We start from the raw sequence: 14435 nt of genomic DNA on the forward strand, positions 1-14435 counted from the left end.
GGCCGCTGTGCGGCCCTTTCGCGACGCAAGGCCGCTCCTACAGACGACGGTGGTGCAAGGTGTTTGGCAACTGGCTAAGCGGCCTCAGTGTTGCTGCCTTTGCGCGCGGGCCTTGAGGTATTCGCGCACCTCCACGGCATCCCCCGCAAACTCGATACGCTCAGCCTTGGCATCGCGCTGATAGGCATACATCGGGTCGTAATACTCCTTCAGCAACCCTTCGATCCAGCCCCGGTGCAGCTCCACCGCGCCGCTGCGCTGTTGCTCATCCAAGGCTTGTTGCAAGATGGCGGACAAGCGTTGGCAGCGTTCACCACCCAGGCGCTTGTGGATATTGGCCATGCTCGACAGCATGCGTTCGGCAAACAGTCGGCGGCCCTCTTCGTCGCCGTGCACATCGACGAACTCTGCGCTCAGGTTGACCACGTAATCGCGCAGGATACGTTCAACACGCTGCTCGAAACTGTCCTCCAGCCATACCAACGGGTACTGCTGCATGCCTTGGTACAAAGCCAGCGGCACGGTGCAGCTGCCGACGATACGGCCTTCATCTTCGAGCACGAACTGCTCGATGCCACGCGCGCGCTTTTTCAGCACATCGATGGCCAGCTTGTTTTCGAAGCCGATTTGCGCGGGCTGCGCGGTGGCACGCTTGCCGAAGCTGGAGCCACGGTGGTTGGCATGACCTTCAAGGTCCAGCCCATTGCTCAACTGGTGCAGTACCTCCGTCTTGCCGGTGCCGGTGAGGCCGCCGATCAAAACGAAATCGCACTGCGCCACTGCCTGCTCAGTGGTGTCCAGCAGGAAGGTGCGCATCGCTTTGTAGCCGCCCTTGACCCGCGGGTAGTCGATGCCCGCTTCCTCGCGCAGCCACTGTTGAACGATCAACGAACGCAGGCCACCGCGGAAACAGTACAGGTAGCCCTCGGGATGCGCCTTGGCGAAGCTGGCCCAGGCGTGCAGGCGGTCGCGCTTGGTCGCGCCACTGACCAGTTGGTGGCCAAGCGTGATGGCGGCGGCCTGGCCTTGCTGTTTGTAGCAGGTGCCGACCTTCTGCCGCTCCTGGTCGTTCATCAGTGGCAGGTTGACGACGCCCGGGAAGGCACCTTTGGCGAATTCGATGGGCGCGCGCATGTCCATCATCGGCACGTCGTTCAAAAATAGCGGGCGGAAATCCGTGCAGTCGGGACGCATCAGATCACCTCGACCGCGTTGCTCTGTCGCTCACCCAGCGTGCCGATGGGCGACAGTTGCAGGCCCAGTTCGGCCGCCACGGCCAGAAACTGCGCGTCACCCTCAGGGCTGACCGCCACCAGCAGGCCGCCGCTGGTCTGCGGGTCGCACAGCAGGTGCTTTTGCTCATCGCTCAGGGCGCCGATCTTGTGGCCGTAGCTTTCGTAATTGCGCAACGTGCCGCCCGGGATGCAGCCCTCGGCCAGGTAGTGATCGACACTTGGCAGGCGCGGTACTGCGGCGTAGTCCAGGTGCGCGGTAAGGCCGCTGCCGTCGGCCAGCTCCACCAAGTGGCCCAACAGGCCGAAGCCGGTGACGTCGGTCATCGCCCTCACACCCTCGAGCTTGCCGAAGCGGCTGCCGGGGGTGTTGAGGGTGCACATCCAGTCGCGTGCCAGGCCTTGGTCCTGCTCGCGCAGCTTGGCCTTTTTCTCGGCGGTGGTGAGGATGCCGATGCCCAGCGGTTTGGTCAGGTACAGGCGGCAACCGGCGGTGGCGGTGTCGTTGCGCTTGAGATGGCGCTTGCTGACCACGCCGGTGACGGCGAGGCCGAAGATCGGCTCCGGGGCGTCGATGGAGTGGCCGCCGGCCAGCGGGATGCCAGCTTCGGCGCAGACCGCGCGCCCGCCGCGGATCACTTCGCGGGCGACTTCCGGCGGCAGCACGTTGACCGGCCAGCCGAGGATGGCGATGGCCATCAAGGGGTCGCCGCCCATGGCGTAGATGTCGCTGATAGCGTTGGTGGCGGCGATACGGCCGAAGTCATACGGGTCATCGACGATCGGCATGAAGAAATCGGTGGTCGAGACCACGCCGCGCTCTTCGTCCAGGGCGTACACGGCAGCGTCGTCGCGCGAAGCATTGCCGACCCAGAGGTTCGGGTCCAGGGCCTGGACGCCGCTTTCGGCAAGGATCACGTCCAGTACCTTGGGGGAGATCTTGCAGCCACAACCGGCACCATGGCTGTACTGGGTCAGGCGGATTGGCTCGCTCATACGTACCTCAGCAGATCAAATTGTTGCGCGATTGTAGCAAAGCTGGCCATTGCGCCATGGGCACTTATACTTTTCACGGTCGGCACGGCTGCCGACCCTTTAGCTGCCAATGACCCGGAGATTGCCCATGCTCAAACGCCCTCTGGCGCTCGCCGCCGGCCTCGTGCTGTCTTGTTGTGCCGTTGTCGCCCAGGCTGCTGAGACCCTTCGGGTCAGTGCCATCCCCGACGAAGCGCCCACGGAGCTGCAGCGTAAATTCAAGCCGTTGGGGGAGTACCTGGCCAAGCAGCTGGGCATGGAGGTGAAGTTCGTGCCGGTCGCCGACTACCCGGCGGTGGTCGAGTCGCTGGCCTCCGACCGCCTCGACCTGGCGTGGCTGGGAGGGTTCACCTTTGTTCAGGTGCACTTGAAAGACCCGAACGCCACGCCGCTGGTGCAGCGTGAGCAGGACGCGCAATTCACGTCCAAGTTCATCACCGCCAACCCCAATGTGAAGAGTCTGGCCGACCTCAAGGGCAAGTCGTTCGCCTTTGGCTCCATCTCGTCCACCTCGGGCAGCCTGATGCCGCGTTACTTCATGCTCAAAGAGAACAACATCAAGCCTGAGGACTACTTCAGCCGTGTGGCCTACTCCGGTGCCCACGACGCCACCGCGACCTGGGTGCAGGCCGGCAAGGTCGATGGCGGGGTGCTCAATGCCAGCGTCTGGCAAAAGCTGGTGGACGCCGGCAAGGTCGATACCAGCAAGGTGAGGGTGTTCGCCACTACCCCGACCTACTACGACTACAACTGGACCGTGCGCGGCAACATGGCGCCGGCACTCAAGGCGAAGATCAAACAGGCGTTCCTCGACCTGGACCCGGCCAACCCCGAGCACAAAGCGATCCTCGACCTGCAGGCTGCCAGCCGCTTTATCGAGACCAAGCCTGAGAACTACCAGGGCACCGAACAAGCCGCGCGTGAGGCCGGCCTGCTCAAGTGACGTCCGCTCCGATGGCAATTGATCTGCACGATGCCAGCCTGCACCATGGCCAGGTCCGCGCGCTCGACGCGATAAACCTGCGCGTGGAGCAGGGCGAGCGGGTCGCGATTATCGGCCCCTCTGGCGCTGGCAAGTCCAGCCTGCTGCACCTGATGGCCACTGCTATCCAGCCCAGTGCCGGGCGCCTGGCGCTGTTCGGTGAACAGCCCTGGCAGTTGTCTGGCAGGGCGCGTCAGCGCTTGCGGGCACGGGTTGGCTTGGTGCATCAGGCCCCGCCCTTGCCGCCGCGCCAGCGGGTTGTGACCGCAGTGCTGGCGGGGCGATTGGGGCAGTGGGGTATCGTGCGTGGCTTGTTCAACCTGCTGTACCCGACCGATGTGCCCGGGGTGCGCCAGGCATTGGCCGAGCTGGGGCTGGCTGACAAACTGTTCGTTCAGTGCGGGCAACTGTCTGGCGGCCAACTGCAACGGGTGGGTATTGCACGGGTGCTGTATCAACGCCCGGACTTGCTGCTGACCGATGAGCCCGTTTCGGCGATGGACCCGGTGCTGGCCGACCACAGCCTGGCATTGCTCAACCGCCACGCCCAGGCCAGCGGTGTAACGCTGGTGGCCAGCCTGCATGCGGTCGAGCTGGCGCTGGCGCACTTTCCACGGGTGATCGGCATTCGTGAAGGGCAGGTGGTGTTCGACAGCCCGGCCGAGGCGGTCAGCCCGCAAATGCTCGATGCACTCTATGCCAACGAACACTTGGCTTCGCCTCCCTTGCAGGAGCCTGCAGCAGTGCTGACGGTACAGATCCCGCGATGCTGAAGGCCCATGCCCGCGACCCGGCTGCCCTGCCACGGCTGCTGCTGAGCTTGCTTGCTGTGGCGGTGTTATGGCCGGGCCTGCAGTTGAGCGAGCTGAACCCCGGCGTGCTGTGGCAGGCCGAGAACCGTCAGCAGATCGCCAGCTTCACCCAAGCCTTCTGGCCGCCGGCGCACGATGCCGCCTTTTTGCAGTTGCTGTACGAAGCCACCTTGCAGACCCTCGCCGTGGCCACGGCCGGCATGACCCTGGCGCTGGTGCTGGCGGTACCTGCCAGCCTGCTGGCCAGCCGTGCCTTGTCGTTGCGCGCGGCCTCCCGTGGCGGGCGGGCCGGGTGGTGGTCGCGGGTGCTGCGGCTGCCGGTACGCGGGCTGTTGATCTTTCTGCGTAGCGTGCCAGAAATCGTCTGGGCCTTGCTGTTCGTGCGTGCCGTGGGGCTTGGGCCAACGGCGGGAGTGCTGGCCATCGCCATTACCTACAGCGGAATGCTCGGCAAGGTCTACGCCGAAATCTTCGAGTCGGTCGACCAACGCCCGGCCCATGCCCTATTGCAGGCCGGCAGTGGTCGGCTGATGGCCTTTTTCTACGGCATCTTGCCCAATGCGGTGTCGGAAGTGGTGTCGTACACGGTGTACCGCTGGGAATGCGCGGTGCGTGCTTCGGTGGTGATGGGGTTTGTCGGCGCTGGCGGGTTGGGGCAGCAGATCGACCTGTCGATGCGCATGTTTGCCGGCGCGGAGGTGGCGAGCATGCTGCTGACGTTTCTGTTGCTGGTATCGCTGGCTGACCTGCTCAGCCGCTTTCTGCGAGGAAGGCTGGCATGAACCGGGCGATCAACCTGCTGGTGCTCTGCGTGATCATCGCAGCGGTGGTGGCCTCGTTCACCTATCTCGAACTGGACCTGCAGGCGCTGGTCGGTGATGGCGGGCTAGGGCAGATGGGCGAGTACGCGGGGCGCTTCCTGCACCCGGACGTGACCGTCGAGCATTTGCGCGCGGTCTGGCATGGCGCCTTGGAGACCTTGGCGATGTCCGGCCTGGGGACTTTGCTGGCGGTGGTGCTGGGGATGCTGCTGGCGTTACCGGCGGCGGGCCGCTTCGGCTGGCTGCTGCAGGCAGCGGCGCGGGTGCTGCTCAATGCCTTGCGGGCCATCCCGGAATTAGTCTGGGCGGCGCTCACCGTGCTGGCCGCAGGGCTTGGCCCGAATGCTGGGACCCTGGCCTTGGCGTTACACACCGCTGGGGTGCTGGGCCGCTTGTTTGCCGAGGCGCTGGAAAACGCCCCGGCAGAGCCTGCAGCAGCCATTCGCTTGCAGGGTGGCAGCCAGGTGGCGGCATTCTGCTTTGGTACCTTGCCTAACCTGTGGCCGCAGTTGCTGGCTTACAGCCTGTACCGCTGGGAGAACAACATCCGCATGGCCAGCGTGTTGGGATTTGTTGGGGCAGGTGGGTTGGGGCAGATGCTCTACACCACCTTGAGCCTGTTCCAGGAGGCGCAAGCCAGCACGGTGATCATCGCCATGCTGGTGCTGGTGTTGCTGGTGGATGCCTTGAGTGATGTGCTGCGCCAGCGCTATGTGCGCGCCTGACTGGGGCTGCAGGGCAGCCCGCGCAAGCATCAAGTGGTCAGTTCGCCATGCTGCGCTTCCCGTTGCATCGACTCCAGGTTGCGCTCGATCGTCTCGCAGATGGTGTCCATCTGGATCTGGTGCTCGCTGAAGCGGAAGGGGCTTTGCAGGTCGGTGCCGATCCGCTCGATGGCCAGCAACATGAACCCCACCACCGTCGACGCCAGCGGTGTGAACCACTCCAGCGACTCGACCAGCCCCACCGGCACGATCAGGCAGAACAGCGTGATGAACAGCCGCGGAAAATACACATAAGGGTAGGGCAGCGGCGTATTGGCGATCCGCTCCATGCCCCCCTGGGCATTGGACAGGTCCACCAAGGTCGACTCCAGCCGCGCCAGGCGAATGCTGTCCAGGCGCCCGGCTTGGTATTCCCGCGCCAGCAGGGCTGCCGAGCCACTGAGGATGTCGTTGGCGAAGTTGTTGGAGCGGTTGCGCCGCTCGAACTCCGCCTGCGGGATGAACGCTATCAGTTCATCCGGGCAGCGGTCGCCCTTGAGGTGCGCAGCCAGGCAGTTCACATAGGCGATATGCCGGCGCAGCAAAGTGGCCTTGATCGGGTTCAGCCCGTCATCCGGGTCATCGATCAGCGTCAGCGTCTGCCGGGCAAAACTGCGCGAACTGTTGACCAGCGCACCCCACAACGTGCGCGCCTCCCACCAGCGGTTGTAGGCGCTGCTGTTGCGAAAGCTCACCAGCACCACCAGCGCCGAACCCAGCAAGGTCAACGGAATCAACGGCAGGGTGAACTTGCTGTTGAAGAACAGCATGAAATCGATGGTGACCAGCACATCCCAGATCAGCAGCCAGAACAGCGACCAACCGATGTAACCAATGGTCTTCACCACCAAGCGGTACTTGCGGGCGATGATCTCTTTCACACGGGGTACCTCGAAACGCGGGGGATGCAGGATCGGACGTCGAGGGATGGGTATGGTTCGGCAGCTGATGTTGCAAGACATTTTTTTGGACGTGTTTGAAAGAAAAAACTGACTGAGGTATCAGACGCTCCTGAGTTCTCTTCGCAAAGGTGAAACGGCAAGGTAGACCGCTTCCCTATCTCGCATGAATGTATCCAAAAGGATACTATTGGTGGCGCCTTGATGTATGCTGTTGAACAAACGGAGAGCTTTGCCCTTTGGCTAGCCACCTTGAAAGACTTGAGAGCCAAGCTTGCAGTCGGTCGTAGATTGGAGCGCGCAGAAAGTGGAAACCTTGGCGACTACAAAAGCGTTGGGGGCGGTGTAAGTGAGCTTCGCATCGACGTTTCTGCAAGTTATCGAGTCTATTTCACGCGTAAGGGAGCCAAAGTGATTTTTCTGCTGGTGGGCGGAGACAAATCTTCCCAGACCGCCGATATCCTCAAAGCGAGAAAGCTGGTGGAGGAAATGAAATGAGCGAAAAATTGATCCCTTTTGATATCGCCGACTTGCTTGACAGTGATGCAGCAATCAGCGAATACCTCAGCCAGGTGCTATCCGATGGCGATACAGATGAGATTATCCGGGCTATCGGTCATATCGCTCGGGCACGGGGAATGACACAAATTGCTGCACAGAGTGGGTTAGGTCGAGAAAGTCTCTATAAAGCACTTAGCCCAGGCGCTAAGCCCCGCTTTGATACAGTGCTTAAAGTCATACGTGCCCTAGGCGTGGAGCTTTTTGTTCAGCCCCATACGTCGTCGCATTAGATTTCGCAGGCTAGGCCAGTACCTGCCTCATCTGTACCAACGCCACTCGCTTCCCATCCGGCGCTTGGCGTTCTTCGATGCCGAACGGCACGAAACCGAGCTGTGGATAAAGCAGCAACCCCGCCGTGTTGTGATTGAAGCACGACACCCAAATCTCTCGCGCCGCAAACTGTTCGCGGGCCAGCTCGATCATGGCGGTTACCAGGTAGCTCGCCACCCCATGGCCGCGGGCAGCTGGCGCCACCACCACGTTGCCCAGGGCGCACACGCCGCCGTGCTCGGCTTTGTAGAAGTTGGCAAAGCCCAGCACCATGCCGCCGCCTTCCACCACCGTAGAGCCGTTGCGCTGGGCGATGGCGTCGGTCAATTGCGCGGGTGTCAGGGGGTAGGCGGCTTTGGGGAACATGTAGAACAGTTCGTCCGGGCCCTGGGGGAAGCAGCAGATGGCGGGGATGTCGCTGGGCTGAACAGGGCGGTGGCTGAGGTGCATGGCAGGTCCTTTTGCAGTGCGTTGGCTGGCCGTTTGCGGCCAAGCCCCGCTCACAGGCTAGCACTGCCTCAGTGGCAGATCACCGCCGACTGCTCACGGCTTGGCCACCACCGCCACAATCCCCTTGATCGCCGCAGGCGCATGAGGCTTGGCCTTGCGTGCCAGCAAGTACTGGAAGCGCCGCCATTCCTTGTCGATCTCGCTGTACGACATGAACACGCTGACACGCTCTTTATCGGCGAGGTCCGGGCGAGTGCGCGCATCGATCTCGTTCTTAGGGATGAACGCAATGTTGATACCCACCACCTGCCCATCATCGGCGAACACTGGCCCGCCCGACATGCCCTTGACCATCGGGCCGTCGTGCAGCGAGTAGAAGACACTGCCCGGCGTACCTTCAAGGCGCACCAGCGACGGCAACGCATGGCCCTTGCCCTGCACGGGAATCATCAGGCTGTTGAAGCCGACCGCCGTCACCGACTCACCCGGTACGTATTGCCGCCAATGCGGCACCTCGCTGGCCTTGTGCTTGAAGAACACCACATCGCCGAGGCCCTCATGGACCACGTTACGCAGGAAGGGGGTGTGTTTGGCGGTCACTGCGTAGTCTTCGTTCCACTGGATGGCGCTGGCCATCAGCAACAGCGGCAGCGGCGCACCTGAGGTGACCACGAAAGCCTGGTTGTAGACGGGATCGGAGACGTAGGACGTTGGCACTCCATTGCACCCACTTAGCAGCATCATTGCTGCCAGACAGGGCACGGTTGTTTTCATGTGTCACACAGTCGTGGAGAAATGGGGGCGCAAATATGGCTAAGAGCCATCATGCTGGCAATACTTTGTGCATATATCCGACGAGTGACATCTTAAGTAGGGGGGGAGGGTAATGGCCAATAGATTCCCGACATGGCGGCAGGGCTGACAGTCAGGCGTGCGGCGTCAATTTGGTGGGTGGGTTGGAGGCCGTTGTTTTGGTGCTTTTTTCAGTTGAGGTGAGCTGCGATGAGCTCAATTGAGCTCAATTGAGCTGCATTGAGCTGCATTGAGCTGCATTGAGCTACTTTGAGCTGCATCCGCAGTGCCATGATCTCGTTGGCTGAACTGGATAGTCTGGCGTTGCATAACTGCGCCCGGTACCGGCTGGGCATGAGGCAGGTGCAAGCTTGGATCGAGGCGGGGCGGCCACGTTGAGCGGGCATTGCCACCCATTGCTCGAGTCTGTTTTCAGATCAAATTTGAAAGGAGTCAATAATGCTGAAACTAAATTCCCTTGTACCCGAGCTTATCGTTTCCGACCTTACCCGAAGCCTTGCCTTCTACTGCGACATCCTTGGCTTCAAGATCGAGTATGAGCGTCCAGAAGACCATTTCGCCTTCCTGTCCTTCGGCGGCAGTCAGCTGATGCTGGAGCAGGACTGGCACAGTGAATCGCCATGGCGGGTAGGCCCACTTGAGCCGCCCTATGGGCGAGGTATTAACCTGTCTATCGAATGCCCAGACGCTTCAGCGCTGGTTACGGCACTGGAGGCGGGCGGGTATCCGCTTAGAAACCCAGTTGAAGAGTGTTGGTACCGCAGCGGTGAGTTTCTGTTCGGGCAGCGCAATTTTCTGGTGCTTGATCCTGATGGCTACTTGCTGCGGTTTGCAGAAGCTATTGGCAGCAAACCCTGCTGATTATTCAAGGCACTGTACAGTTGGCCCGATACACCTGTGAGCGAGACGTGGAGATCGGCGCGTGCTTGCCGCGACCTTGAGTAGTGGATTTGAGATCGAGCGCCGCGCGGGCGGCGCTCGTCCTTGAGAGCGCTGCAGATCTGAAGGCATGCTCCTGTTAGCCACAGTGCAATGCCATGGCGCGTACCTGATGCCGCCCTCAGCCAAAATCCAGGCGAAAAAAAACCGACCATAAGGTCGGTTTTTTCCGGATTTTGGTGCCCCGAGGGAGACTCGAACTCCCACTCCTTTCGAAAACGGATTTTGAATCCGCCGCGTCTACCAATTCCGCCATCAGGGCAGTGGCGCGCAGTATAGAGAGGTGCTTCTGGTCGGTCAATCGGGTTTCATGGTCAATTTTCACACATTGGGCTAAACTTCCCGGCCCTGCCGAACCGAACATCATCATGCGCGTCGCCGATTTTTCCTTCGAACTCCCCGATTCCCTGATCGCCCGCCACCCTTTGGCCGAGCGCCATGGCAGCCGTCTGCTGGTCCTCGATGGGCCGAGCGGCGCCTTGGTACATCAGCAATTCACCGACCTGCTCGACTATCTGCGCCCCGGCGACCTGATGGTGTTCAACAACACCCGGGTGATCCCGGCGCGGTTGTTCGGGCAGAAAGCCTCCGGCGGCAAGCTGGAAGTGCTGGTCGAACGTGTGCTCGACAGCCACCGGGTGCTGGCGCACGTACGCTCCAGCAAGGCACCCAAGGTCGGTGCGCAGATTCTCATCGATGGCGGTGGCGAGGCCGAAATGGTCGCGCGCCACGACACGCTGTTCGAGTTGCGCTTCACCGAAGAGGTGCTGCCACTGCTTGAACGCGTCGGGCACATGCCGCTGCCACCCTACATCGACCGCCCCGACGAAGGCGCCGACCGTGAGCGTTACCAGACCGTCTACGCCGAGCGTGCCGGTGCTGTAGCCGCACCCACGGCCGGCCTGCACTTCGACGAAGCGCTGCTGGAAAAGATCGCCGCCAAGGGCGTGGAGCGGGCCTTCGTGACCCTGCACGTCGGCGCGGGCACCTTCCAGCCGGTGCGGGTCGACAAGATCGAAGACCACCACATGCATAAAGAGTGGCTCGAAGTGAGCCAGGATGTGGTGGATGCTGTCCAAGCCTGCCGTGCCCGTGGCGGGCGCGTGGTTGCCGTGGGCACCACCAGCGTGCGTTCGCTGGAAAGCGCTGCGCGCGATGGCGTGCTCAAGGCCTTCAGCGGCGATACCGATATTTTCATCTACCCAGGCCGCCCGTTCCATGTGGTCGACGCCCTGGTCACCAACTTCCACCTGCCGGAGTCCACGCTGCTGATGCTGGTCTCGGCCTTCGCCGGCTACCCCGAAACCATGGCCGCCTATGCGGCGGCGGTTCAAGAAGGGTACCGCTTCTTCAGTTACGGTGATGCCATGTTCATCACCCGCAATCCGGCGCCACGCGGGCCCGAGGATCAAGCATGAGTCGCACCTGTCGAATGTCCTTCGAACTGCTGGCCACCGACGGCAAGGCCCGTCGTGGTCGCATCACCTTCCCTCGTGGCACCGTGGAAACCCCGGCGTTCATGCCGGTCGGCACCTATGGCACGGTCAAAGGCATGCTGCCGCGTGACATCGAGGCCATCGGCGCCGAGATGATCCTTGGCAACACCTTCCACCTGTGGCTGCGCCCGGGTACCGAGGTGATCAAGAAGCACAACGGCCTGCACGACTTCATGCAATGGAAAGGCCCGATCCTCACTGACTCCGGTGGCTTCCAGGTATTCAGCCTGGGCGCGATGCGCAAGATCAAAGAGGAAGGCGTGACCTTCGCCTCGCCTGTGGACGGCTCCAAGGTGTTCATGGGCCCTGAAGAGTCCATGCAGGTTCAGCGTGACCTGGGCTCGGACGTGGTGATGATCTTCGACGAGTGCACGCCATACCCGGCCGAGCACGATGTGGCGCGCACCTCCATGGAGCTGTCGCTGCGTTGGGCCCAGCGTTCGAAAAACGCCCACGCCGACAACACCGCGGCGCTGTTCGGCATCGTCCAGGGCGGCATGTACCAGGACCTGCGCATGCGCTCGCTGGAAGGCCTGGAAAACATCGGTTTCGACGGCCTGGCCATCGGCGGCCTGTCGGTGGGTGAGCCCAAGCACGAAATGATCAAGGTGCTGGATTACCTGCCAGATCAGATGCCCGCTGACAAACCTCGTTACCTTATGGGGGTAGGCAAACCGGAAGATCTCGTTGAGGGTGTGCGCCGCGGCGTCGACATGTTCGACTGCGTGATGCCGACGCGTAACGCGCGCAACGGCCATCTGTTCGTCGATACAGGGGTGATCAAGATCCGCAACGCGTTCCATCGCCACGATGAATCGCCGCTGGACCCGACCTGTGATTGCTACACCTGCACCAACTTCTCCCGCGCGTATCTCCACCACTTGGACAAATGCGGCGAAATGTTGAGCAGCATGCTGAATACCATCCACAACTTGCGCCATTACCAGCGCTTGATGGCCGGTTTACGCGAGGCTATTCAACAGGGTAAATTGGCCGCCTTTGTCGACGCCTTCTACGCCAAACGCGGGCTGCCTGTGCCGCCTTTGGGCTGACTGTCAGCACTAAAATATTAAAATTCAGTAATGGAGTGCCTCATGAGCTTTCTGATTCCCGCCGCTTACGCGGACGCAGCTGCACCAGCCGCCGGCCCAGCCGGTACCGGTTTTGAATGGATCTTCCTGGTCGGCTTCCTGGTCATCTTCTACCTGATGATCTGGCGTCCACAGGCCAAGCGCGCCAAAGAGCAGAAGAACCTGCTGGGCAACTTGCAGAAAGGTGACGAAGTTGTCACCAACGGCGGCATCGCCGGCAAAATCGTCAAAGTTACCGATGACTTCGTGGTGCTGGAAGTGTCCGACACCGTCGAACTGAAGTTCCAGAAGGGCGCCATCGCCGCGACCCTGCCAAAAGGTACGCTCAAGGCTATCTGAGTTACCGGTTTTATTTTTCCAGTCGGGGCGCGCAACGCGCCCCGCGTCTTGAACGGGCGGCGTGATGCTGAACAAATACCCTCTGTGGAAATACGCACTGATCTTGCTAGTACTGGCGATCGGTTTTATTTATTCCGCTCCCAACCTCTACCCGGATGACCCGGCGGTGCAAGTCAGCGGTGCCAGTTCGGCGCTGCAGGTAAGCCAGGCCGACCTCGATCGCGTCACCAAGGCGCTGACCGATGCCGGTATCACCGTCAAGGGCGGCAGCCTGGGTGAGAAGGGCAGTGCGCTGATTCGCCTGACCAACCAGGAAGACCAGCTTCCAGCCAAGGATGTAGTGCGCAAGGCACTGGGCGATGATTACGTCGTGGCCCTGAACCTGGCACAAACCACTCCGCAATGGCTGCGCAACCTGGGTGCAAGCCCGATGAAACTGGGCCTGGACCTGTCCGGTGGTGTGCACTTCCTGTTGGAAGTGGACATGGACAAGGCCATGAGCGCCCGCATGAAGGTCTATGAAGGCGAGGTCAAAACCCTCCTGCGCAAAGAGCGCATCCGCTACCGCAGCCTGCCTCAGCAGGATGGCGGCATCATGCTGGGCTTCTCTGACGATGCAACCCGCGAGCAGGCACGTGCCCTGATCCGCAAGAATTTCAGTGATTTCGACCTGACCGCCACCGAGCGTAATGACCTCGCTGTGCTGCGTCTGGCGCTGACTCAGGCGAAAGTCGCCGAGATCCGTGAATACTCGATCAAGCAGAACCTGACCACCGTCCGCAACCGTGTCAACGAGCTGGGCGTGGCCGAGCCGCTGGTTCAGCGCCAAGGCGCCAACCGTATCGTGGTCGAGCTGCCAGGCGTGCAGGACACTGCCGAAGCCAAGCGTATCCTCGGCAAGACGGCCAACCTGGAGTTCCGCTTCGGTGCCGAGCCGGGTGCGTCCAAGGCGACCACCGAGGTCTTCGAATTCCGTGAGGGCGGCCGTTCAGCCCCGGTCGAGCGTGGCCTGATCATCACCGGTGACCAGGTCACCGACGCCCAGGCCAGCTTCGACGAGCATGGCCGTCCGCAAGTGAACATCCGCCTGGATGGCCACGGCGGCGAGCTGATGAGCCGCGCCACGCGCAGCAACGTCGGCCGCAGCATGGCGGTGATCTTCATCGAGCAGAAGCCCGTCACTCGCTACGTCAAGCAGACGGTCGACGGCGTCGAGAAGGAAGTGCCGGTACAGAGCTTCCAGGAAGAGAAAAAGATCATCAGCCTGGCGACCATCCAGTCGCCACTGGGCAGCCAGTTCCGTATCACCGGCCTGAATGGCCAGGGCGAATCGTCCGAGCTGGCGCTGCTGCTGCGTGCCGGTGGTCTGGCCGCGCCGATGTACTTCGCTGAAGAACGTACCATTGGCCCAAGCCTGGGTGCGGACAACATCACCAAGGGTATCGATGCTTCGCTGTGGGGCATGCTGTTCGTCTCGCTGTTCATCATCGCCATCTACCGCGGCTTCGGCGTGATCGCCACCGTCGCCCTGGCGGGCAACATGGTGCTGCTGCTGGCGCTGATGTCGCTGCTGGGTGCAACCCTGACCCTGCCGGGTATTGCCGGTATCGTGTTGACCATGGGTATGGCGGTAGACGCCAACGTGCTGATCTTCTCGCGTATCCGTGAGGAGCTCAAAGCCGGCATGTCGGTGCAGCGCGCCATTCACGAAGGTTTCAACCGCGCCTATACCGCGATCATCGACGCCAACCTGACCAGCCTGCTGGTCGGCGGCATCCTGTTCGCCATGGGTACCGGCCCGGTCAAGGGCTTTGCGGTCACCATGTCCCTCGGGATTTTCACCTCGATGTTCACCGCCGTCATGGTGACCCGCGCTATGGTCAACCTGACCTGTGGCGGGCGTGACATCAAGAAGCTGTGGGTTTGAGGGA

16 protein-coding genes and 1 tRNA gene are annotated in these 14435 nt (G+C 61.8%); 11 read left to right on the plus strand and 6 right to left on the minus strand.

Going from position 1 to position 14435, the window contains the following annotated elements; translation table 11 throughout:
• Positions 1-84 precede the first annotated feature (84 nt).
• Both mnmH and selD read right to left on the minus strand, forming a co-directional pair.
• Complete coding sequence (gene mnmH / locus ACMCNM_RS06585; RefSeq protein WP_412764109.1) at positions 85-1194, minus strand: tRNA 2-selenouridine(34) synthase MnmH; 1110 nt, start codon at positions 1192-1194, stop codon at positions 85-87.
• Positions 1194-2228 (minus strand): selenide, water dikinase SelD, encoded by a 1035-nt coding sequence (selD, locus tag ACMCNM_RS06590; RefSeq protein ID WP_412764110.1) that lies wholly within the window; start codon positions 2226-2228, stop codon positions 1194-1196. The genes mnmH and selD overlap by 1 nt, the downstream gene beginning before the upstream one ends.
• Positions 2229-2355: 127 nt before the next feature.
• Here selD and ACMCNM_RS06595 point away from each other — a divergent pair, with 127 nt between their 5' ends.
• The 4 genes from ACMCNM_RS06595 to phnE are packed head-to-tail and all read left to right on the plus strand — an operon-like array spanning position 2356 to position 5607.
• On the plus strand, positions 2356-3210 hold the full coding sequence (locus tag ACMCNM_RS06595) for a putative selenate ABC transporter substrate-binding protein (RefSeq protein ID WP_412764111.1): 855 nt from the start codon (positions 2356-2358) through the stop codon (positions 3208-3210).
• 11 nt (positions 3211-3221) lie between these two features.
• Positions 3222-4022 (plus strand): phosphonate ABC transporter ATP-binding protein, encoded by an 801-nt coding sequence (locus tag ACMCNM_RS06600; RefSeq protein WP_339550835.1) that lies wholly within the window; start codon positions 3222-3224, stop codon positions 4020-4022.
• Positions 4016-4843: a PhnE/PtxC family ABC transporter permease gene (locus ACMCNM_RS06605; protein ID WP_275749165.1), complete on the plus strand. Its 828-nt coding sequence runs from the start codon at positions 4016-4018 to the stop codon at positions 4841-4843. The genes ACMCNM_RS06600 and ACMCNM_RS06605 overlap by 7 nt, the downstream gene beginning before the upstream one ends.
• Positions 4840-5607, plus strand: a complete 768-nt coding sequence (gene phnE / locus ACMCNM_RS06610; RefSeq protein WP_412764112.1) for a phosphonate ABC transporter, permease protein PhnE — start codon at positions 4840-4842, stop codon at positions 5605-5607. The genes ACMCNM_RS06605 and phnE overlap by 4 nt, the downstream gene beginning before the upstream one ends.
• Positions 5608-5636: 29 nt before the next feature.
• Here phnE and ACMCNM_RS06615 read toward each other — a convergent pair whose 3' ends face one another.
• Positions 5637-6527, minus strand: coding sequence for a bestrophin family protein (locus ACMCNM_RS06615; RefSeq protein WP_027595523.1), 891 nt, complete (start codon positions 6525-6527; stop codon positions 5637-5639).
• Between the two features lie 222 nt (positions 6528-6749).
• Between ACMCNM_RS06615 and ACMCNM_RS06620 the strand changes: the two genes are divergently transcribed.
• Together ACMCNM_RS06620 and ACMCNM_RS06625 are read left to right on the plus strand one after the other, a co-directional pair.
• On the plus strand, positions 6750-7043 hold the full coding sequence (locus ACMCNM_RS06620; RefSeq protein ID WP_412764113.1) for a type II toxin-antitoxin system RelE/ParE family toxin: 294 nt from the start codon (positions 6750-6752) through the stop codon (positions 7041-7043).
• Complete coding sequence (locus ACMCNM_RS06625) at positions 7040-7336, plus strand: addiction module antidote protein (protein ID WP_027595525.1); 297 nt, start codon at positions 7040-7042, stop codon at positions 7334-7336. Before ACMCNM_RS06620 ends, ACMCNM_RS06625 begins: the two co-directional genes overlap by 4 nt.
• Before the next feature lie 10 nt (positions 7337-7346).
• On the opposite strand, the gene ACMCNM_RS06630 is transcribed toward ACMCNM_RS06625, so the two are convergent.
• Together ACMCNM_RS06630 and ACMCNM_RS06635 are read right to left on the minus strand one after the other, a co-directional pair.
• The gene (locus ACMCNM_RS06630) at positions 7347-7826 is read right to left on the minus strand and encodes an N-acetyltransferase family protein (protein WP_412764114.1); all 480 of its coding nucleotides are present in this window, start codon (positions 7824-7826) and stop codon (positions 7347-7349) included.
• 93 nt (positions 7827-7919) lie between these two features.
• Positions 7920-8567 carry a serine protease gene (locus tag ACMCNM_RS06635; RefSeq protein WP_099455787.1) on the minus strand — a complete coding sequence of 216 codons (648 nt, stop codon included), beginning with the start codon at positions 8565-8567 and terminating at the stop codon, positions 7920-7922.
• Between the two features lie 510 nt (positions 8568-9077).
• On the opposite strand from ACMCNM_RS06635, the gene ACMCNM_RS06640 reads away from it, so the two are divergent.
• Positions 9078-9500, plus strand: coding sequence for a bleomycin resistance protein (locus ACMCNM_RS06640; RefSeq protein WP_412764115.1), 423 nt, complete (start codon positions 9078-9080; stop codon positions 9498-9500).
• A gap of 255 nt (positions 9501-9755) precedes the next feature.
• Here the strand turns inward: ACMCNM_RS06640 and ACMCNM_RS06645 are convergent.
• Positions 9756-9840: transfer RNA gene (locus ACMCNM_RS06645), tRNA-Leu, on the minus strand.
• A gap of 106 nt (positions 9841-9946) precedes the next feature.
• Between ACMCNM_RS06645 and queA the strand changes: the two genes are divergently transcribed.
• From queA to secD, 4 genes are all read left to right on the plus strand, one after another.
• A complete protein-coding gene (queA, locus tag ACMCNM_RS06650) occupies positions 9947-10996 on the plus strand; it encodes a tRNA preQ1(34) S-adenosylmethionine ribosyltransferase-isomerase QueA (RefSeq protein ID WP_027595528.1) in 1050 nt (349 codons plus the stop codon).
• Positions 10997-11010: 14 nt separating this feature from the next.
• Positions 11011-12126, plus strand: coding sequence for a tRNA guanosine(34) transglycosylase Tgt (gene tgt / locus ACMCNM_RS06655; RefSeq protein ID WP_077068621.1), 1116 nt, complete (start codon positions 11011-11013; stop codon positions 12124-12126).
• 42 nt (positions 12127-12168) lie between these two features.
• The gene (gene yajC, locus ACMCNM_RS06660) at positions 12169-12504 is read left to right on the plus strand and encodes a preprotein translocase subunit YajC (RefSeq protein ID WP_027595530.1); all 336 of its coding nucleotides are present in this window, start codon (positions 12169-12171) and stop codon (positions 12502-12504) included.
• 64 nt (positions 12505-12568) lie between these two features.
• Positions 12569-14431, plus strand: coding sequence for a protein translocase subunit SecD (gene secD / locus ACMCNM_RS06665; protein WP_027595531.1), 1863 nt, complete (start codon positions 12569-12571; stop codon positions 14429-14431).
• Positions 14432-14435 lie beyond the last annotated feature (4 nt).

Source organism: Pseudomonas sp. NGC7 (genome assembly GCF_047159675.1).
GTDB lineage: Bacteria > Pseudomonadota > Gammaproteobacteria > Pseudomonadales > Pseudomonadaceae > Aquipseudomonas > Aquipseudomonas kermanshahensis.